This window comes from Eubacterium limosum (assembly GCF_000807675.2).
In the GTDB taxonomy this organism is placed as follows: Bacteria; Bacillota; Clostridia; order Eubacteriales; family Eubacteriaceae; genus Eubacterium; species Eubacterium limosum.
Genome location: NZ_CP019962.1, coordinates 599836 through 620682, shown reverse-complemented (window position 1 = coordinate 620682; position 20847 = coordinate 599836). Strand labels below are relative to the sequence as shown.

22 protein-coding genes are annotated in these 20847 nt (G+C 48.1%); 18 read left to right on the top strand and 4 right to left on the bottom strand.

The genetic code is table 11. The annotated features are described in order from the left end of the window. Positions 1–129 precede the first annotated feature (129 nt). The 6 genes from B2M23_RS02835 (at position 130) to B2M23_RS02810 (ending at position 6766) form a co-directional block, all read left to right on the top strand. Complete coding sequence (locus tag B2M23_RS02835) at positions 130–3759, top strand: hypothetical protein (protein WP_038353261.1); 3630 nt, start codon at positions 130–132, stop codon at positions 3757–3759. Positions 3760–3773: 14 nt separating this feature from the next. Then, positions 3774–4058 (top strand): hypothetical protein, encoded by a 285-nt coding sequence (locus tag B2M23_RS02830; RefSeq protein ID WP_038353260.1) that lies wholly within the window; start codon positions 3774–3776, stop codon positions 4056–4058. Then, the gene (locus B2M23_RS02825) at positions 4055–4579 is read left to right on the top strand and encodes a hypothetical protein (RefSeq protein WP_038353259.1); all 525 of its coding nucleotides are present in this window, start codon (positions 4055–4057) and stop codon (positions 4577–4579) included. The genes B2M23_RS02830 and B2M23_RS02825 overlap by 4 nt, the downstream gene beginning before the upstream one ends. A 334-nt stretch (positions 4580–4913) precedes the next feature. Then, entirely contained in the window at positions 4914–5429 is a 516-nt protein-coding gene (locus tag B2M23_RS02820) for a hypothetical protein (protein WP_146209120.1), read from the top strand. A 16-nt stretch (positions 5430–5445) separates the two neighbouring features. Next, positions 5446–6219: a hypothetical protein gene (locus B2M23_RS02815; RefSeq protein ID WP_052237364.1), complete on the top strand. Its 774-nt coding sequence runs from the start codon at positions 5446–5448 to the stop codon at positions 6217–6219. Positions 6220–6286: 67 nt separating this feature from the next. Then, on the top strand, positions 6287–6766 hold the full coding sequence (locus B2M23_RS02810) for a hypothetical protein (RefSeq protein ID WP_038353257.1): 480 nt from the start codon (positions 6287–6289) through the stop codon (positions 6764–6766). 42 nt (positions 6767–6808) lie between these two features. Here the strand turns inward: B2M23_RS02810 and B2M23_RS02805 are convergent, their stop codons facing one another. Then, complete coding sequence (locus B2M23_RS02805) at positions 6809–7750, bottom strand: sugar-binding transcriptional regulator (protein WP_038353256.1); 942 nt, start codon at positions 7748–7750, stop codon at positions 6809–6811. A gap of 257 nt (positions 7751–8007) precedes the next feature. Between B2M23_RS02805 and B2M23_RS02800 the strand changes: the two genes are divergently transcribed. The 12 genes from B2M23_RS02800 to B2M23_RS02750 all read left to right on the top strand — a co-directional run bounded on the left by B2M23_RS02800 (position 8008) and on the right by B2M23_RS02750 (position 18368). Further along, positions 8008–9549: an FGGY-family carbohydrate kinase gene (locus B2M23_RS02800; protein ID WP_038353255.1), complete on the top strand. Its 1542-nt coding sequence runs from the start codon at positions 8008–8010 to the stop codon at positions 9547–9549. Between the two features lie 27 nt (positions 9550–9576). Continuing rightward, on the top strand, positions 9577–10224 hold the full coding sequence (locus tag B2M23_RS02795) for a ribulose-phosphate 3-epimerase (RefSeq protein WP_038353254.1): 648 nt from the start codon (positions 9577–9579) through the stop codon (positions 10222–10224). A gap of 15 nt (positions 10225–10239) precedes the next feature. Continuing rightward, a complete protein-coding gene (locus tag B2M23_RS02790) occupies positions 10240–11079 on the top strand; it encodes a class II fructose-bisphosphate aldolase (protein ID WP_038353253.1) in 840 nt (279 codons plus the stop codon). A gap of 21 nt (positions 11080–11100) precedes the next feature. Further along, positions 11101–11622: a YjbQ family protein gene (locus tag B2M23_RS02785; RefSeq protein ID WP_038353252.1), complete on the top strand. Its 522-nt coding sequence runs from the start codon at positions 11101–11103 to the stop codon at positions 11620–11622. Between the two features lie 2 nt (positions 11623–11624). Then, entirely contained in the window at positions 11625–12323 is a 699-nt protein-coding gene (locus tag B2M23_RS02780; RefSeq protein WP_038353251.1) for a triose-phosphate isomerase, read from the top strand. A 157-nt stretch (positions 12324–12480) separates the two neighbouring features. Then, positions 12481–12966 carry a GNAT family N-acetyltransferase gene (locus tag B2M23_RS02775; protein ID WP_038353476.1) on the top strand — a complete coding sequence of 162 codons (486 nt, stop codon included), beginning with the start codon at positions 12481–12483 and terminating at the stop codon, positions 12964–12966. Positions 12967–13129: 163 nt separating this feature from the next. Then, positions 13130–14485 carry a sensor histidine kinase gene (locus B2M23_RS02770; RefSeq protein ID WP_038353250.1) on the top strand — a complete coding sequence of 452 codons (1356 nt, stop codon included), beginning with the start codon at positions 13130–13132 and terminating at the stop codon, positions 14483–14485. Then, a complete protein-coding gene (locus B2M23_RS02765; RefSeq protein WP_038353249.1) occupies positions 14476–15006 on the top strand; it encodes a DUF6933 domain-containing protein in 531 nt (176 codons plus the stop codon). Before B2M23_RS02770 ends, B2M23_RS02765 begins: the two co-directional genes overlap by 10 nt. A gap of 112 nt (positions 15007–15118) precedes the next feature. Continuing rightward, positions 15119–15706: a helix-turn-helix domain-containing protein gene (locus tag B2M23_RS02760; RefSeq protein WP_242945868.1), complete on the top strand. Its 588-nt coding sequence runs from the start codon at positions 15119–15121 to the stop codon at positions 15704–15706. Continuing rightward, on the top strand, positions 15610–15969 hold the full coding sequence (locus B2M23_RS21500) for a GyrI-like domain-containing protein (protein ID WP_242945867.1): 360 nt from the start codon (positions 15610–15612) through the stop codon (positions 15967–15969). The genes B2M23_RS02760 and B2M23_RS21500 overlap by 97 nt, the downstream gene beginning before the upstream one ends. A gap of 15 nt (positions 15970–15984) precedes the next feature. Further along, positions 15985–16440: a hypothetical protein gene (locus B2M23_RS02755; protein WP_038353248.1), complete on the top strand. Its 456-nt coding sequence runs from the start codon at positions 15985–15987 to the stop codon at positions 16438–16440. 110 nt (positions 16441–16550) lie between these two features. Further along, a complete protein-coding gene (locus B2M23_RS02750; protein WP_052237363.1) occupies positions 16551–18368 on the top strand; it encodes a penicillin-binding transpeptidase domain-containing protein in 1818 nt (605 codons plus the stop codon). Positions 18369–18396: 28 nt separating this feature from the next. Here the strand turns inward: B2M23_RS02750 and B2M23_RS02745 are convergent, their stop codons facing one another. From B2M23_RS02745 to B2M23_RS02735, 3 genes are read right to left on the bottom strand one after another with little or no spacing between them, the layout of a single operon-like run. After that, on the bottom strand, positions 18397–19113 hold the full coding sequence (locus B2M23_RS02745) for an ABC transporter permease (protein WP_038353247.1): 717 nt from the start codon (positions 19111–19113) through the stop codon (positions 18397–18399). After that, on the bottom strand, positions 19110–19925 hold the full coding sequence (locus tag B2M23_RS02740; protein WP_038353246.1) for an ABC transporter ATP-binding protein: 816 nt from the start codon (positions 19923–19925) through the stop codon (positions 19110–19112). The genes B2M23_RS02745 and B2M23_RS02740 overlap by 4 nt, the downstream gene beginning before the upstream one ends. Beyond that, a complete protein-coding gene (locus B2M23_RS02735) occupies positions 19922–20722 on the bottom strand; it encodes a MerR family transcriptional regulator (RefSeq protein WP_038353245.1) in 801 nt (266 codons plus the stop codon). The genes B2M23_RS02740 and B2M23_RS02735 overlap by 4 nt, the downstream gene beginning before the upstream one ends. Between the last annotated feature and the right edge of the window lie 125 nt (positions 20723–20847).

The window sequence follows — 20847 nt, the reverse complement described above, 5'->3', positions numbered from 1 at the left end:
GTTATCGTTTTAGTTCTCTGGTTGCCGCTATTGTTGGATTTATGCCAGAAGCCTTCTTTTAGTTATTGTATTAATTACGGCATACTCCGAAGGAAGAAGGGAGATTCTTTAGAGAGGAAGATGAGAATATTGCAAAATAAGCGAAAAAACAATAAAATGATTTCTTTGTGTGTCGTGTTTGTAATGATGTCTCTTGCAGTATTTACAGTAATTTCACCAACATCGATTATAGCGGCGGGTACACAGAGCAGCGGATACGAATTTAATGTAGAGAAGAGCGAAGACGGTATGGAGGCGGACATCGTAGGCCGGTTGTCGAAGGACACTTCCGCAGGGGAGGTAAAAGAAATTATCGGCCCGAATGGGGAGTCGTTCAATCCAGATAAGGTTTCCTATCATGTAACGCAAAACGGTATATATGATTTCAAAGTGAATTATGCATCCGAAACCGGAAAAAAGCAAGAGAAAATTTCAGTAAGCGTAGAGAATTTGCTGCCGCCGAAAAAGCAGAGAATGATCATGGATCTGAAGGCAATGCAGGGGAGGGCCGCAGCCTCAATTGATATTCCCATGTATATTAAAGGGGAAACAAATCCAAGGGGAATGTATTCTTTTGCTGGAGGGGATATTAAGGGAATCCCGAATCAGACATGGGAGCAGCGTCCCTATAAGTTTGACCACGCGGAAATTCAGATTAAAGAGGGAGCAACGGTGAAAACCTATCCCATCAGCTACTACGATGAAATTGATGGAGTATTTTATTACGCGATAGCAAAAGACGGGGCGCCGGCCCAGGATTTTGATGTGGCTTACGAGGCGCCGTCAGGTTCCCAGGTGGCCTTTGTGTATAGCCTAAACACCAACGAATACGCTGTGACCCTTGTGAACGATAAAAAAACCGAAGGCTTTAGTGTGGAAGTTCTCAGCGGTATAAAAACGGACAAGGATGGAAGTTTTTACGCTAACTCAACGGCACCGGTAAAAGTACAGCTAACCTATCCTGTGGGGTACTACATAAAGAATGCGCCGGAAGGCCAAGACGCGGTTGGCATCAGCTTTAATTTTGACGATCCGGCGCTGAAACCAGAGGTGAGCAGTGACCCCAAAAAGCGGACCATCACCTACGCTTTCAACTATCCGGACCAGCCAGTGACCATGACCGTTGTGGGAGATAAGGACACCGGCAGCCTGACTTATGGCCTCTATGATGGAAGCTCCAGCTTACAGAGATATGACGATGTAGGCAAAACCACATGGGCAGCAACGGATGCAGCCGGAGATTATACAGCAGGAGACGCCCGCTATGGGGCATACAATAACAACACCGATGGATTTGAGTTGGATATGAAGGTTCTTGGAGGTGATTCAACGCCAGTCGCCGTAAAAGCAGGTGTCACGAAAAATATAGCCACTGGTACGTTTAACAGTGACCAGGCATTAGATTTTGAATACGTGAGCGGCCGTTATAAGACAGGGCAGGGGGTTTACTTTATGTGGCCTGCGCCGACGTTGAATCTCTGCTATTTTCCAAATGGCGAAGATTATTCTACTGGCGCTCCGATTACCGAAACGATTCAGCTTTGGGATCCGGGCTGGAAGGTGGATCCAGATGATCCGAGTGGCTTTCCACCCATAACACCAGAACCATATACGGCGGCCAATGGGGCGAAAATCACAATAACCGTTAAGGAATCTGTAGTTACCACTAAGCCTCTTAAGACGGGATTTAATCCAACAACTTCATATCCCAGTTATAAAGTACATGTGAAGATCGAAAATATGAAAAACAGCTTTTACCTGAAAACCCAATCATCGAGCAGTGTACAGGGGCCACATTACTTCCGTCATCTCGAAAATATTTCGCTTGATTCAGTAAATGGAGTGTATGATTCTTACTATGTGGACTCTGATACAACGGCAAACAATGGCGATGGTGGGGAAGACGGTAAAATCAGCAAAAAAAACATTTCTCCTGGGAGTGTGTTTTTAGACAAGCTGGCGGTGTTTAACAAAAATATGCCGGATGGCAGCAGGGTGCCGTGGGCAGGTGATACGGACGCGTTTTTAAAATTTGGAATTACGCCAAAATGGGGGTATACAAACCCAAGAATAGAAAGCTATGGAGTAGATCCAACGCCGATTATGACAAATGTACCGATTGAAATTGAAAATAAGAGAGACAATCATAATGCAAGTCTTCCATTGGGAAGTTACTCGTGGTTTAATCCCAATCAGAATCGAAAAGATGTCAGTTCATTCCAATATACAATGTTTATGCCGGTTAGCAGTTTGACAGACCGCCATGATCTGCGGGCCATTGATGTGAAGACAGATAAGATTACCGTAGATATAACAAATAACGGAACAGTAACCAACAATATTGTGGAGCCAGGAAGTAACGGAACAACCTTTGACTTGCTGGAAAATGATAAAATCATATTCAACCCGGATTACAAGGCTTCAAAAGAGGAGGGCAAAACCTTTGTCGGGTTTATTGGAGAGATCACAGCGCCGGATAATGAATTATTACCTTCGGACTATAAACTGCTTTTGGCTAAGTCGCTTGATAATACGGTATATTTCAGGCCGGGCGATGTCGTCAGCCTCTCGGATTATTTCCGCCGGGATGCGGCCGTTTTACTGGACTCCTGGAATAACAACAAGACGTTAAGCCCAGAAGAACAGGAACGCTTAAATTTGCTGATGTATTCCGGAAACCTTAAGGTAAAATTCAACCTGATTTATAAGGATGGAACAAGCAGCGAGGGAGAAATGTTAACCGGCAAAGTGAACAAATATCTTCAGGATGTGAACGCCACCGATACACAGTATAATACAACAGCCTTTGACACGAAAGACGTGGATATTATTGCCGGTTCCAAGATCACCTTTACTAACTTCGCGGAAACCCTTGAAAATACAGCGGATCATTATACATACTACCATAATACACAGACATCGACCGCTAAGCATGAAATCACTACTCAGGGTGAGGAACTGGCATCAGTAAAGCATGACCGGGGACTGACAGTCAGTTACCTAAACGACAATAAAGCGCCGTTTGAAGGTATCAGTGATACAAATGTCTACCGGACCTATGACGGAAGCAATAAGGCAGCCATAAAATTCCCAACCGTGGCCCAGTATCCGCCGGGAAAGGCCTTTGACCACTGGACGGTTGAGGAGCTTGAGGACAACGGTCAATGGACCCAGAAGCAGGATTTGAAGCTTTCAGAAGGAGAATCCCCAACGGTGTATGACTTTTCCTCTGGTACGGGCGCCAATAATAAAAGTATCCGCTTAACCGCAGTATGGAAGGATATTACGCCGGAATATTTTGTTTCCATCCCGATGAATATTGTCCTGACAGAAAATAATACAAATCTCAACGATCCGGCTCAGAAACATGCCGGTTCAGGCGTGACGATTTCATATCAGCAGGTTTATGGAAATGATAAAACCGTAAATGTGGATGTGTTAAAATCCTTTAACCTGACGTCTGTGAATGACGCCAGCAAGACGGTTGCGGTTTCACCATGTAATGCGGATGGAAGTTCGCTGAGCAACACGGCAGAAAACAAGTATGCGAATGTGGCTCTGCTTGGTCCGTCAGGCGCTTCTGGCGCTGTTCAGACTAAGAAGCTTTGGTTTAATACGGTATCACAGAGTGGAAATGAGGTTTACAAGGGAACCTTCAACGCAGGCTCCAGTTTGGCGGCTGGGGAGACGCCGCTCTTTTATATCTCCCCAGGGCCATAAGGAGGCGCAAAATAATGAAAAAAATATTTTATATTTTCTTGCTTTTATTGTTTATGGCGTGCTTTTGCAGCCCCGTTTTCGCAAAAGAGGATGGACAACAGGGCAATATAGTAATTCATTATACGGCGGAGAAAAAAACGCCGGCGCAGGAAGTCTCAAAAGGAGATGGAAACCGGGTAGCCGCGCCTGCTACAGGCAATAACGGTTTGTCGAACCTGCTCACGTTATTGGTAGTTGCATCAGTAGGAGACACACTGATGTTGATTATATTTAAAATAAAAAGGAGGAAAGCACAATGAAGTGTACAATGAAAAAGATTGCGGGTGTTATCGCTTTAACCGCAATGCTCAGCACCGTGGCGTTACCAGTTTTCGCCGCAGAAAGCGCAACCGGAGGAATCAACGTTACGTACAAAGCTAATTCAGCAACAACGGATAAGGCTGACTGGCTGGTTTCCTATCCGAAAACAGTTACGGTATCCGACTATAACAATTCCATTCCAAATGGTGTATCACTGGATTTTAAGTTGTTGGATAAAGTTTCCGCTACTGATTCTTATACAGGAACAAGGAAAGTTTCTGTAGCCATTGATCAGTATAACGAAAGTACTGGTATCAACATGACTGGCGGAAGCGGAACTGCGGCTCTGGGTATGGCTGCTAGTGGCACTGAATTAACCACCTCGAACAAGAAAATTGCGGATTTATCACAAGGCACAGCTTCAGGTACCGCGACAGCATTCTTAAAGAGTACCGATAAGGCAGAGGGCGCATTCAATGCTAATGTGAGCTTTACTTTCACAGATGACAGCACTAATTAAACATTCATAGAACACGATGGAGTCAGTCCTTTCATACGGCTGGCTCTCTTTTCAAGTTAGGGTAAGGGAGGAATGACTTATCAGGTATAAAGCGTGTTCCGGCTCTGCCGCAGGGCGTGAGTACAAAGATAAAAGCGGCGCTGTATGGCATTGTATCAGTGAGAAGGAGCTGCAGACGCTGTTCCCCAATGGGGGTTTTAAGATTTTTTCTGATCTGGATCAAGGGGACAGCCGGACAGCGGGAGATCTGCTGGAGGCGGAAGGGAGCCGGGCTTGCCTGAGTCCATATAAAAAAGGGCACTCCTGGCTGAAAACCGTGGTTGGATATGTGCCGGTGGTAGATGAAGCTGGGGAAGAGGGCTTTGTCCGCATCATCGGCAGGGCGTGGTACAAACTGTTATTTATTGTGTTAGCGGTGCTTGTCTGTATTACGGTCTTTGTGGCGGGCATCTGGTTCGCCAGACAGGATGAAGTGCCGGGATTGGACAAGACGGCGGTTTCCTATCATATTGATGGTGTGAAGAATACCGACAGTGAGTCCATCCTGCTGCCGGGGCTGGATGTGCTGAAGGCTCAAGCGGGAGATCCTCATGTGAAGGAGGCGCTTATCAATCCAGATGGGAATGAATGTTACTTTACCTATAGCATCAAGCTCGCGGATACTGATGAGGTGTTGTACCGCTCTGGCCTGATCCCCCCGGGAAAGGCGGTTATGGAGTTTGATTTGAACCGTGCCCTGAGTGCCGGGGAGTATTCCATTGAGGTCATTGTTAGAACACGGGACCTAAAGGATCTGAATATTGAATATAATGCCGGGAATATTGACACGCGTTTAGAAGTAGCAGAGTAGGAAAAAGGAGAGGTCTATGGAGTATCAGTATAAAAAAATGAAAGGTATGTCCAATACGCTGAAATCGCAGGACGGCGGCGGATGGGATTATCTGACACATAAAGCATTTCTGGAGAAAGGGCTGGAGAAGAAGTGTGTCATTTTTGGTGATGTCACAGGAAAAAGTGGCAGTGAGGCTTCTGAGCGGATATGCACGCAGCAGGAGGGCTGCACAAAAACCATGCGGATGTATCCTTATAGCGGGCGTTTGTCTTTTTTTGATAAAGTTCTCGGCTACATGGCGGCCGCTTCGCCAACAGGTAAGATGGGGCTTGTAAGGATTCGAAAAAAGAACCCCCTGAAGCTTGCTCTTGTCATAGGGCTTTTGCTTGTGCTGCTAATTGGGGGAATTACCTTCGCGTTCTGGAACAGGGGGCCGTCTTTGGATAAAAACGCCATTGCGTATCAATTACCAGGTCAGGTGAAAAATACGGACCCTGACTCGATTTTGCTGCCGGGATATGATGTGCTGGAAATGAACGAGGCAACGCAAACGGCGGATGCGGCGCTTTTAAACCCTGATGGAAATGAGTGTTACTTTAAATATATCATTACACTTAAGGAGAGCGGGGAGGAGCTTTACAGGACAGGACTTATCAAACCCGGCACGGCTGTGGTAGGCTTTAAGTCTGTGAAGAAACTGGAAAAAGGGTCATATCCTATTGTTATCAAGGTAGAGGCTGCGGATTTAAAGGATACGGAACACTTATATAACGGAGGCGCCATTGAAGCTGATTTAGAGGTGAAATAAAGCGATGAAAAAACTACTGTGTTTGTGTTTGTTCTTGCTCGCGCTTTTGCTGGTGGGAGGCTGTGGTATGAAGGTGACAGCGGATCATGAATCGAACGCAGGGGCGGGTATGAAACTGCAGATGAACGCAATTACCTTTACGGCGAATAAAGCTGAGAAGCTTAAGGAGGTAAAGCCCGCGAACCCGAATGGATATTATAACTATTATGAGGAACAGGAAGGATATACGTACTTTGTAGTGACTGGAAAGGCTGAAAATGAGGGCTCAAGGGCGCTTGATACAGATAATATCCTTGTGCGTGGCACGCGTGGTAACATAGCGTATAAAGGAAAGCTTTTATTCTCGAATACGGAAGAAAGTGATCTGGTCAATAAAATGGAAAAAGATATGGAGCAGACATTTTATTTTATTCTGCTGGTAAAGGATGGACAGGAGCCGCCTGATACTATAGAAGTTTTTTATAATAACGACTTCGGAAAATCACAAAAGACAGAGCATTATGATTATTCTATACGCTGGTCAGTGGATGGCCTGGATTTAGAATAATTTAAAAAAAGCAGGCGTTTCCTCGAGAAACGCCTGCTTTTTTCATATCCCCAACAGCGCCAGAGCAGTTTCTTCATCGGTAAACAGCGCATTTACCAGCTTTAATGAGAGCACGGCGTGGATAATATCCTTTTTATAAACACCTTCGGCAATGCCGATGCTGGTCCGGGCGTTGGCGCTGGCCTTGAAGATATTTGCCCGGATCAGCCTCCGGGTAAAATCTGTATCGATAGGGTTCCCGTTGACATCGAGGTATTGGAGGGCAATATCGCCCATGACCTGTTTGGCGTTAAGCTCGGTGATGTCGTCGGGTTTAAAAATTCCAAACTGTGGCTGAGAGGAAATTTCAAAGGTACCCATGCCCAGAAGCAGGATGTCGGCATGTTCGCCCATGTACAGGAGCTTTTGCGTCTGGTCGTTGTTCATCAGGGCTTCGTATTCCTCCTGAGAGCTGCACACAGCTGGAGCGTGGATAACTTCAGCGACGCCGTTGATGGTCTTGGCCAGGCGGATGCTGCTCAGATTGGGAAAAAGGTCCATGGTATTGCCGAAGCTGCCGGCCAGAGGAACAACCTTTACCTTTGGAAAACACAGGGATTCGGTGGCGGAGATGAGCCTTGAGACGCTGGTGCCCCAGCCGACGCCAACAACGTCTTCTGGCCGCAGCTCTGAAATAAAATAGTTGGCGGCGGCGAGAGCCAGGTCGTCTCTGGTGGTATTTTCGCTTTTGATGACGCCGACATGCTTGATGTAATACTTATGCATGAGCGCGCTTTCCAGGGCTGCGTTTTCGGTAAAGGGCGTCATGACTTCAATTTTTACAATACCGCTTTCCTCTGCGCGGGCGAGGAGTTTTGAAACCCACGGCCTTGAAATATTCAGTTTTTTTGCAATTTCCTGCTGTGACAATTTTTCTTTATAGTACAGATTTGCGATGAGGATCATTTTATTAAACATGGAATCTGATGATTCGATTTTATTCATTTTTGTCTTCCTTTTCTCAGTGGCTTAGGGCTCTATCATAACAGAGGCACATTTGTTACTAAATCTAGTTTGATTATACGTTAAGCATTGTTAAAAAGTCAAGAAATATAAAGGTTTCGGTTTAAAAAACAAAAAAATATTGACACACATATGTTATTGTTGTATGATGTTGGTATCAAAAGTTACAATTAGGAACGAATGTATCTCATGGGGGAGAATACAATCCTGATTGTACAAAAATTTAAGGGGGTAATACAATGAAACAGTTGGATTGCGTATTAGGGATTGATATGGGCACCGGTGGTGCGCGTGTAGGTATCTTTGATTTAAAGGGGACGCCGATTGTATTCTGTGAGGAGCCTTATCCGCTGTATACGCCGGCATCCGGGCGTGCGGAGCAGAACCCGGACGAATGGTGGGCAGCAATCTGTAAGGCATCACGCAAGGCCATCGAGGAGAGCGGTATTGATCCATCCTGTATCAAAGGGATGAGCGTGGACACCACCTGCTGTACGGTGCTGCTGTCTGGAGATGATATGGTGCCCTTAAGGCCTGCGATTATGTGGATGGATATCCGTGCTTCAGAGCAGGCGAAGCGTATGTACGAAACCGGTCATGATGCGCTGAAATACAATGGATACGGCATGGTTTCGGCAGAGTGCCTGCCGGCAAAAGCCCTCTGGCTGAAGGAAAACGAGCCGGAGCTGTACCACAAAGCTACGCGCTTCTATGAATGTACAGACTGGCTCACCTACCGTTTAACAGGCGAGTATACCGCCAGTATCAACTGTGCTTCCAGCCGTTGGTATTACAATTCGGAGGAGGGCGGCTATCCGGTTGATTTTTACAGCACGATTGGACTGGAGGATCTGGTGGAAAAACTGCCGCCGCGTGTTCTCGCAATGGGTGATCTGGTCGGCGGGCTGACCGCAGCCGCAGCCGAGGAGCTTGGCCTGGTGGCTGGCATTCCGGTAGGAGAAGGCGGCGCAGATGCCTTCGTCGGCGTCATCGGCCTCAATGCGGTTCAGCCTGGAAAGCTTACACTCATCACAGGCTCGTCGCACCTGCACATTGCCCAGGTGAAGGAAGCCATCCACAGCAAGGGTGTCTGGGGCTCCTATCCGGACGCCATCGTCAAGGGGCTGCAGATGGTTGAAGGGGGACAGACATCGACGGGTTCCATTGTCAACTGGCTTAAAGAGCAGCTCTGCGGCAATCTGAAGGTACAGGCTGCCAAAGAAGGGTGCAGCGTTTATGATATTCTGAACCGTGAGGCGGAAGCTCTGCCCATTGGCGCGGATGGTATTATCGCGTTGGATTTCTTCCAGGGGAACCGCACACCGTATGTTGATCCGGATGTCCGCGGTATGTTTTACGGACTGTCTCTGGGGCATACACCAGCGCATATGTACCGCGCGGTCATTGAGAGCATTTGCTACGGTACGGAAACCATCATTGATTCCTTCCGTCAGGCAGGCTTTTCACCGGACGGCATTGTGGTTTCCGGCGGCGCGGTCAAGAGCCGGTTCTGGCTCCAGACCCACGCGGATGTCTGCAATGTGCCGATTATTGTTACAAAGGTAACAGAAGGACCATGCCTTGGCTCAGCGATTCTCGGCGCTGTTGCCGGCGGCGTTTATCCAGATATCCAGACTGCCGCCGAGTCCATGACGACGGTTGACTATACCGTAGAGCCAGACCAGCAGCGCCATGACGCTTATATGTTCTATTATGAAAAATATAAGGAATTTTATGCACTGGCCAAAGACTGGATGCACTCAGTCACCACACACAAATAAGATAATTGACAGAAAAAGGAGGATACTATGGCATTAGTATCAGCTTCAATCCTGGCCTGTGACCAGACAAGGATTGGAGAACAGATCATCAAGGCTGAGGCGGCCGGCATTGACTACATACACGTCGACATCATGGACGGCGTGTATGTGGAGAACATGACCTACGGCCCCCAGCTGGTCAGGGATTTAAAAAAGATCAGCGGACTGCCTGTATCCGTGCATTTTGAGGTCTGCCATCCGGAAACTTTTTTTCCAATCTTCGCGGACTGCGGAGCAGATATCGTGACCTTTCAGCTGGATGCCTGCGCCAACCCGCTGCATCTGATCCAGGAGATAAGGAAAAGGGGAATAAAAGCGGGTATCGGAATTGGGCCGACCTACGGCACAGAGCGGCTTGCCTATCTTTTGCCCTATATTGACTGGCTGATTATGATGAGCGCAGAGCCGGGCTATGGCGGGCAGCCGCTGAACCCAAGCATCTATGAAAAGCTGCGAGAGGCTCAGGAAATCATGGTGAAAACAGGAAGCCGCGTCCCGGTAAGCGTGGACGGCGGTGTAAATGGCAGCAACGGCCTGGGGCTGGTTGAGGCTGGCGCCGACGTACTGATTGCCGGCAGCTATGTATTCCAGGATGACGCGATGGCAGAGCGGGTGCAAAACCTGAAAAATTTATAACAGCAGGAGGATGCAATGTTAGTCACATCAAAAGAAATGTTTGAAAAAGCGCGGGAAGGCGGATACGCCATACCAGCTCCGAATTTTATTGATCTGGAATCTCTGCGCTGGCATGTGGAGACAGCTGAAAAGCTGAATGTTCCGTTGATTCTGCCGCTGGCAGAGGCGCATATCGGGGAAAACATCACCCTTGAGGATGCAGCGCTTGTGGGGAAAAAATATGCGGCAGCGGCAAAGGTGCCGGTTGCGCTGCACCTGGATCATGGGACCGATCCCGAGATCATTAAAAAGGCTGTGGATCTTGGATTCACCTCAGTAATGATCGATGCATCCATGGAATCCTTTGAGGAAAATGTCCGCAGAACAAAGGAAATTATCGCCTATGCCCACGTGCGGAGCGCTGTGGTTGAGGCGGAGATCGGCCATGTGGGCGCTGGTGAGAATTACGAAAATCACGATGAGTCCGATTCACAGTACACCACTGTGGAGGAAGCCAGACGCTTTGTTGAGGAAACCGGCGTGGATTCGCTGGCCATCTCCATCGGGACAGCCCATGGTATGTACAAGGGCATTCCGGAAATCAATTTTGACCGCTTAAAAGAAATTGCCGCGGCCATCGACACACCGCTGGTGCTGCACGGAGGCTCTTCCTCGGGAGATGAAAACCTCAAAAAGTGTGCGGTGAATGGTATTTCCAAGATCAATATTTTTTCGGATCTGCTGGCTGCGGCCATGAAAGCACTGGAAGAAGCCCCGCCGAAAACCTACCTTGATGTGAAGGAATTGTCAAAGAAGGGCATGCAGGACTGCCTGGAGCACTACTATTCTGTCTTTGAGACTAAACCAATCGACTGACAGACCAATCTGGAGGATAAAATGACTGTATATAAAGAACAAATTAGCGTAGAATCCCATGGAAATACCCCAACCTATATTAACATTACCCCGCAGGTCCGCGAGGCCATTGCTAAAAGCGGCATTAAAAACGGCACCTGTAGCGTGATCTCACCCCACACCACCTGTGCGGTTTTCTTTGAAGAGTTTGTGCACGATTATACCGAGGATGGGGACGAGTATCTTCAGGCTGATCTCAATGATGTTCTGGAAAAAATTATTCCAAATCAGGTAAGCTGGGACCAGTACCGCTATCCCGGTGAAAAGCATTTTGAAGCGGTTGAAAAATGGCCAAACATCGAGTCCTACCTCCCGGGCGGTGACCGGACTGCCATCTGGAACTGCGACGCCCACATTAAAGCCACTTTGATCGGCGCAAGCGAGGTGTTCGACGTGGATGACGGAGCGCTGGGCGTTGGAAAAACAGGCTATATCTATTTTGCGGATTTTGACCGTGCCCGCCCGCGGGTACGCCAGTGTAAAATTGTGGTGATGGGGGAATAAAAATGAAAAGAAAAATACGCGCACCCTTTTTAATCGTTAATCCCAAGGCGTATATTTACGGAGAAGAATCTGTGAAGCTGGCAAAGGTCTGCGATCAGCTCTCTGAAGAATATGATCTGGACATTCTTTTTACCGCCCAGCATGTGGATATTCAGAAAGTCGCCGACGCCACAGAGCATATCGTCGTGACCGCCCAGCACATGGATGGCATTGTGCCAGGCCGGGGGATGGGTCACATTTTACCCGAAGGGCTTAAGGCTGCCGGCGCTCAGGCCGTTGTCTTAAATCATGCTGAGCACCCTGTAACCACCGCACAGCTTGACAAAATTATCAAGCGCGCCGATGCGCTCGACATCGTCACCATTGTGTGTGCTGATTCACCAGAGGAATCCAAAGCTGTCGCGCAGTTGAAGCCAGATATGATGATCTGTGAGCCGACCAGCCTGATTGGGACAGGCAGCACGAGCAGCGAGGATTATATTAAGGCGACAAATGACGCGGTGAAGTCCATTGACGATACAATTCTGATCGTTCAGGCTGCCGGAGTCAGCACCGGCGATGATGTTTACCGGGTAGTCATGGAAGGCGCCCATGGAAGCGGCGGCACCAGCGGTATTCTAAACGCGCCGAGCCGAAAAGGAAAGATCGTTGAGATGCTGGACGCTTTAAAAAAAGCACAGAACGAACTGAATAAAAAATAACCAGGTTTTTTACCGCCGGCACATCAGTGTCCGGCGGTTTTTTATATGTGCGTCGGGATTAAGAGAAGTTGAAAGCAGATCAGGATAATGTTAACATAAGGAAAAGACAGATTATCAGAAATATAATTTGATGAAAGAAGAAAAGGAGTACGATTTAGTGAAAGATAAAGTAACGTCACTTTGGCTAAAAAAATTTACGGATGAGGACATTCCGCTGTTGGCTAAATGGCTGGATACGGAGCATATAAAGCCCTGGTTCACTGATCCGCAGGCATGGCTTGACGAGGTGAGAGAGCGAGAAGGAGAGTATAGCTGGATACGTCACTATATCATCTGTAAAAACAGCGAGACCATGGGCTTTTGTCAGTATTATCCTTATTGGAAAAGCGGAGAGGACTGGCATGGAAATATTCCGGCAGAGGGCACTTATAGCATTGATTATCTTATTGGTGAGGTGGAAAATCTGCAAAAAGGTTATGCCGGCGCGGCTGTGCGGCTGATGGGGAAGCTTATCGCAGAGGAAAAGGACGCTAAAAGAATCATCGTCCAGCCCGAGACCGACAACCATGCCTCCCGGAATACGCTGCTGTCCGCCGGGTACAGCTATGATATGGCGAACGGGCTGTTTTTACTGGAGATTTAGGGAGAAATTAAAATAAGGGGAGATAACTCTGATGATTTTGGCGGATGTCGTCGGAAAATGCACCCAAAACAAAAATGCTGCTACAAAAGAAGAAAAAAATGTATTATAATGAAGGCAGATGAGAGGACGATAAAAATCAGATTTTGGAAAAGAGAGGGAACGTATGCTCATTGATATTATAAGCACGACGCTCCGGGTGGTCGTCTGTTGTATTGTCTTCGCCTACTGCCTGTTTACGCCCTTCAAAAGCCGGTTTCGTTACAATAATTTTGTGACGGCGGCTTTAGCCGCTCTGCTGACAGCCGTTACGGTCGTGGTCATTGTTTTGTTTTTAACATCCGGGAAGTTTTTAGTAGAGTACAGCAGCTTTGGGATCGTGCTGTGGATTCTCACGGCGGTGGCAATTTTCCGCATTGCCATAAAGGGCAGTTTTTTTGAGATTTTATTCATTGTTTTGATGGTTTTAAACCTTTATGTCAATATTGTCGCCATTGCCAAGGTGATTGTCAATTCCCTGAGTCTGAACCTGCCGTTTTCGCTGGTGTATGCTCTTGTGGTGGTCGGTGTGCTCATCGTGTGTATTCCGCTGCTCTGGATTTTGATGGTTCGCCTGTATAAGCAGGTGGTTGAGTTTGAGGGGAATTTCAGTTTTTGGAAGTATATCTGGGTGATCCCGGCGCTGATTTATATGATCTTCTTTGTAAAGATTGTCGGAGATTACTGGAAAGCCCATGTGCCGACCAATGGCGTGGATATTACATTTACGGTTCTATGGGCTGTTACCACCTACACTTTCTTTCTGGTGACCCTCCTGATGCTGATTCAGACCTACAGGGGAATAACGGCCGCGCAGCAGACAAAGCTTATATCATCCCAGCTGAGGATGCAGAAGGACCAGTATCAGCGAGTGATTGAAAATGTAGAAAACAACGCTCGGCTCCGGCATGACTGGCGGCATCATCTGCTGTCCATTGACAGCTTTCTGGACAATAAGGATATGGAGGGTCTGCGGAATTATATGAAGGCCCTTGCCCCGGAGTATTTAGCTGGAGAGGACATTTCCTTTTGCCAGAATCCGGTGGTCAATGCGATATTGCTGCACTACTACACTATGGCAAAAGCAGAAGGGATCGGGGTGACGGTAAAAGCCCATGTGCGGGAGTCACTCGATATCCCGGATACGGATTTGTGTATTGTCTTTGGAAATCTTGTGGAGAACGCTGTGGAGGCCTGCGCCGCCCGTGAAAAAAATCCCAGGACGATTGAGATCAAGGCGGATGTAGAGGGAAGACAGCTGGTGCTGGCCATTCGGAACACCTACCAGAAGGCAGTGATTTTCAGAGATAAGCAGTATTATTCCACAAAGCACGAGGGCGAGGGTATGGGCATCGCCTCGGTAAAAAGGATTGTGGAAAAAAACAAGGGAATGATGGAAATCCATTATGATGAAAACAACTTTACGGTACAGGTTATGCTGAAGGTGATTCAAGGAGATGATGAGGTGCGTAAATGCAGATAGGTATTACCATCCCGCTTCAGAAATTTTTAAAAACATCCAGTCCGCCCTATGGGCCGCCAGAAAACCTTTTTTACTGCTGGGAGGCACATGTCATATTTTTTCAGGGAAAGGAAACACTGGTCGCTGTGAATGCGAGCAGTCGTTTTGCGGTTGTCCTCTGGGGAATGACTGCTGTGGACTGGGCCGGTTATCCTGAGCTGCTGAAAGAAGGGATTGCCCTTGGGCTCAGCGGCGAAGGTTATACGGGCGAGCAGGTTCAGGATTATTTTGAAAGGGCAGGCAGACTCAGTGTCACAAAGACCCACGGCCGCCGCCCGGTAGCCGGACTCAACCGGGCAGTGGAGCGTTTGTTTGGCCTGACGGCTGATGTGGATAAAACACGAAAATATCAGGCGCTGCACAGCCGTTTTGCCAATGAGGAGCGGTGCAGTGTGGCGGGCTTTCCGAATAAAGGCTGCCCGCGGGGTTTTTTAGAGGAAGATATGAAGCGGGCTGGTATATTAAAGCAGAAAGAAATCTGAAGGGCGGAGTTTCCGCCCTTTTTTAATAAAGTCTTTAGTCTTCTTTTTGCAGCGCAAAAAGAGAGGAAGGCTTTAAGATAGTGTGCTATGATACAAAAGAAAGGAAATGAGGATGGACTGGACAGAACGTTTAAACAAGATCATTGATTATATTGAGAGCAGTCTGCAGCTGGGCCATGAGGAGATCGACAGGCAAAGAATCGAGCAGCTGGCCGGTTGTTCTTATTCGCTGTTTCAGCGGATTTTCAGCTATATGAACAGCGTCACCCTGGCGGAATATATCCGTAACCGGAAGCTTACCCTGGCAGGCTATGATTTTAAAAGCACAGAGATCAAGGTGCTGGACGCCAGCGTAAAATACGGCTATGATTCGCCGACAGCCTTTACCCGGGCATTTCAGGCCTTTCACGGTATGACGCCCACAGAGGCCAAAAAGAAGACCTCTGTTTTAAAGGTGTATCCACGGATGAATTTTACCGAAGATAATGATATTAAATGGCGGGTCGAGCACAAAGAAGGCTTTCGTCTTCTGGGTGTTAAGCGGTCCATCAGCTGCCTGAATGGCGAAAATTTCAGGGCGATTCCGGCTTTTGGAATGAGGTTATGCAAAACGGCAGGCTGGCGCAGATTATTTCTTATACTGAAGCTCATAAACCTTCAGGCACCTTTGGTGTATTTGGAAATTACCAGGATGGGTTGATGGATTACTATATCGCCGGGATTACCGACCGGCCTGCGGGAAAAGGGCTTGAGGCCATTGAGATTCCGCCGGCGGACTGGGCTGTTTTTGAGTGTGCCGGCCCGATGCCGGGCGCAATCCAGAAGGGCTGGAGGTTTTTGAATGAGGAGTGGGTCATCAAGTATCCCTTTGACCACGCGGACTGCCCGGAAATGGAGTGGTATTCAGCGGGCAACAGCTTTGCGGAGGATTATAAAAGTGAGATATGGATACCAATTTTATAGAAACAGGAGGCAGCAATGGAGCATTTAGTTTATTGTGATGACAAGGAAAAAGTATTGGAAAAAATTATGGACGGTACGAAGACCATGATTGTGAGAGGTGCGGCGGGCAGGAAGATTCCCCACAGCCGGGTCTTTGAGGGTGAGAAACTTTATTTCATGAAAAAGGGCAGCAAAGCCATTTCGGCCAGGGCGGCGGTAAAAAGTGTCCAGAATTATGTCAAGCTTTCAGAGGAAGCCATTGATGAAGCCCTTGAATCGAATCAGGATAGGCTTAATTTATCCGAAAAACAGAAAAAACGCTGGCATAAGAAATGCCTCTGCCTAGTAGAATTTGAAAATGTGGAGGCTATTGAGCCATTGGCGTTTGACCATCAGGGCAATATGGACGACTGGCTGATCCTTGAAAAGATTGAGGACGTGGTGGTGGGGAGCAGTATTCCCTACAATTATGAGAAATCAAAATTCAAGTAATACTTGAGATGCTTCAGTGTGAAGCATCTTTTTTAGTGTGCCCGCTTAAAACTTCTTTACGTCAAAGTACAATCATCATATAATAAGCTTAAGGAAGTGGAGGTGAAACCATGAAAGCAGACGGTAAAACAATGAAGATCGTGGTTGGTATAGTGGCATTGGTGGTCATTATCGCGGCGCTGGCCCTTGCGGCTTATCATTCAGTCAACACGCCGGAACGGGCTCTTGAGCGCTATTTTGGCGCAGTGGGTGAGCGGGATTACGATAAAATGTATCTGCTCATCAGTGATGATTCTAAAAAGACCATCAGCCGGGAGGATTTTATCACACGGAATAAAAATATCTATGAGGGTATTGAAGCCAGGGATCTGAAGCTGGAGGTCATGAGTGTTGAAAAAATTGATTCAAAACAACAGCAGGCCTATTATAACCTGAGAATGGAAACAGTGGCCGGTGTGCTTGCCAATCCTGGTAATGTGAGGCTGCGGAAGGACAGCTTTTTCGGAGAATACCGGCTTGTCTGGAATTCCGCGGTCATTTTGCCCGGACTCAGCGAAACCGCCAAAGTCAGTGTCACCACAACTGCGGCAGATCGGGGAAGCATTCTGGACAAGGACGGCAATATGCTGGCAGGACCAGGTACGGCCCCCTCGGTCGGCTTTGTTCCAGGAAAAATAAGCGCAGATACCCGGGCTGTCGATCTGGCCACAGCCGCCGGGCTCTTGGGGATTACCACCGAAGAGATTGAAGACGCGCTGTCCGCCTCTTGGGTGACAGCGGAGATTTATGTTCCAGTCAAAACACTGCCCGAAATTGACGCAGGACTGGAGACTGCGCTTTTGCAGATACCTGGTGTGATGATCGGAGAAGCAGAGGTGCGCAGCTACCCTTATGGAGAAAAAGCCGCGCACCTGACAGGCTATATCGGCGCCATCACGGCTGAGGAGCTGGAATCGCTTAAGAATGAAGGCGATTACCGGGATACGAGTGTTGTAGGCAAAGGTGGGCTGGAAAAGGTTTTTGACCGTCAGCTGAGAGGAAAGGACGGAGGCACCATCACCGTCAGTGATACCAGCAGTGATGGGATTAAAACAAGCCGTGTTCTGTGTGAAAGCTCCCCGGTAAAAGGTTTTGATGTTCAGACAACCATCGACACCGGGCTTCAGACAGCCCTTTACGATCAGCTTGCCGGGGATAAAAGCGCCGCGGCAGCCATTAATCCGAAAACCGGCGCTGTGCTGGCTCTGGTCAGTGCGCCGTCCTACAATCCCAACATTTTTATTCTGGGTATGAGTGACGCCGAGAGGGACAGCCTGAATAAGAATCCGGGCAATCCGCTGCTTAACCGGTTCGAGAAAGCCTATGCGCCCGGAGAGCTCATTCAGCCTGTAACCATCGGCGCTGGTGTGGAAACCAGCGAGGCGTATGCCGAACAGCTTAAAAAGCTTGGCTTTGGAGAGTCGCTGCCCTTTGATTTCAGTATGGAGGCCTCCAGAATTTCAGAGAGCGGTACCGTTAACGGTGACCTGGCGGCAGCGGGCAGCAGCACGACGGGCATGGCCGCCAGCCCTCTGCATCTGGCGTTGATTTATTCTGCCCTTGTGAATGACGGTAATATGGTGGAACCCTATATCAAATATGATGCCAACCCGATGGTGAAGTACTGGAAAAAGGATGTGATTTCCCAGGAAAAGGCCGCGGACATCAGAGAAAGCCTTTTACAGGAGGCAAAGAGCCAAAAGGGAAGAGTGCTTGCGGCAAAAACAGGGACAGCGGCCCAGAAAAGTTCAGAAGATACAGCTCTGTGCGTCCTTTTTTATGCGGACCAGACAGATGAAAGCCCTCTGATGGTGGCTGCCGTGGCAGAGGGCGCTGGGGATAAGGGGGGCGCCGGCTATCTGGAAGAGAAGATACGCGCGGTTTTCTGAAAAGGACCTGATTAAAGAAAAGAACCGCTTATTCGGATTTGAGCTTTTTTAACATGAAAATACAGAACAGGACCGCTGCTGTGAGGATAGCGGTCAGGGGCAGCAGGCTGTCAGCATTAAAGCCGTTATTGAGCAGTAACTTGTATCCCCAGGCAGCCGGGAATAATTTTCCGGCTGCCGCCAGTGAACCGGGAAGCAGATCGGCAGAAAACATAATCCCGGAGAGCATAATGGACGGCAGAAAGATAAGCTGGGAAATCATGGTGAGCTTTGCCTGGTTTTTGAGGGAAAGCCCCAGGACGCAGCCCACAGAAAGGGACACCGTAGTGAAAATTGCGAGTGAGCTAAAATATAAGGGCGGGTTTGACGGGACAGACGCGTCGAAAATAACCGGAGCAGCGAGATAAATAATAGCTGACATGATTGACAGGTGTATAAAAGCGGACAAAAATATGGAAAACATACCCAGGTACAGAGGTACGCCGTTGGCCCTGTAGACCTTTTTTATATCACTTCCGTATATTTCCAGCAGAGATGGCGGCAGACCTATGAGGGCGCCCGTTGATACGCCCATGACAGTCATGGACGGTATCAGGGTTTCCCGGGACTCGGGAATAATGGCAGTGAAGATGCCGCCCATGACCATAAAGAACAGAAGCGGCACAATATAACAGGTGATCAGCAGTGACCGGCTGCGGATATCCAGTTTCCACTGCAAAACTACGCCGTATAAAAAAGCACTCATTTGATATTCCCCCTCGCGATGTTCATAAAATGCTGCTCAAGGTTTCCCTGGTCTATTTTAATATCCAGCACCTCAATGTTTCTCAGCCTGAAATCCTCGAGCAGAGCCAACATGGTTTCTGCGATGTTGTCTGATACAAAGCTTTTATCCCCTTGGGCAGTTTTAATGTGAATAGTGTAGCGTTTTCCCAGCTTAGCGGACAATTCTGCAACGCTCCCCAGAAAGAAAAGAGTCCCATCGTTTAAAATTGCAATGCGGTCACACAGGCTTTCCACCTCAGCCATATCATGGCTGGCTAAAATAATGGTTTTGCCCTGAGCTTTCAGCTCGCGGATCTGACCGTGGAGCGATACCCTGCCCTCCACGTCAAGGTCGGCGGTCGGCTCGTCCAAAAATACAATGTCCGGATCGCTGATCAGGGCAAGGGCGAGGTGCAGACGCCGCTTCTGGCCTGTTGACAGCGCAGCGTACTGTTTCTCCGAAAACTCACTGATCCCCAGAGAAGCAAGCATGGCGGGATTGGCCTGGGTTTTATTCCATTTGGCAAATAGCCGCACAGCCTCCAAAGGTCTGATGTTGGCTGGCAGAGAGGAGGATTGAAGCTGAATGCCCATTTTTCCATTTATCACGATGCTGCCGCTGTCATATTTTCTGAGACCTTCAATGCACTCAAGAGCAGTGGTTTTTCCCACGCCGTTTACGCCAAGCAGCGCAAAGATTTCGCCCTTTAGAATATTGAAGCTCAGACCTTTAAGGACAGTGTGCCGGCCATAGCTTTTCTTTAATCCTTTTACCTCGATGGCAGCGCTCATTGGGGCACCGTCTCAAAGGGATTAAATCCCAGATTGGTAAAATAGATGTCCAGAGCAGGTTCGATAAAAGCATTGGCAGCTGCCTGATTTTGTTTCCATTCACTGTCCGGCCCGTCAATGTCGGCTATTTCCATGAGCTGTGGCAGCATGCTCATATCACCGCCTGTAAAATCCATGACCATAGTCCAAAAGGATTCCGCCAGCTTCTGACCTTCCGCACTTTCGGGCAGGACGCCGATCTTTTGAAAGCGCACAGCCTGGCTGTTCAGCCGTGTGAAGGTTTCCAGCATTGCAAGGCCGCTGTCTTTATCGAAGTGGTTTCTGAAGTGGTCGAGGGTTTTGTCGTCAAAATGCTTGATCAGCCAGTAAAATTTATTTTTCATCTGCAGGTTTATGATGATATCTGCATATTTTTTAAAATCTACAGACTGCATCTGCAGGACTTCTTCCTTTAATGCCTCGACCGATGCCAGAGCCTCTTTTAGGCTGTTGATCTTTCCCCGGATGGCAGCAGCCTGCTCAGTGAGCACGTCCGCAATGGCCTCGGGGCTTTCGAGGGAAACCAGACGGTTTTTAATATCATCCAGTGAAAATCCCAGGGACTTTAAAGATAAAATCTGGTGCAGCTTAACCATATCCTTGTCGGTATAAAGCCTGCGGCCGCCTTCACTTTCTGATGACGGCGAGAGCAGGCCCTCATTGTCGTAATACTGCAGGGTACGAACCGTAGTGCCCATCTTTTTGGCGAGCTCGCCGACGGTCATGTAGCCTTTTGGAATTGCTCTGTTTTTGTTCATGCCAGATACCTCCTGTATATGTTTGTATTATAGCATGCTACGTTACGTCACAAGCAAGCCCGTGTCCTAAAAAGATAAAACGCCATGTGAAAGCAGATGCTTCACATGGCGTTAATGTTATAGGT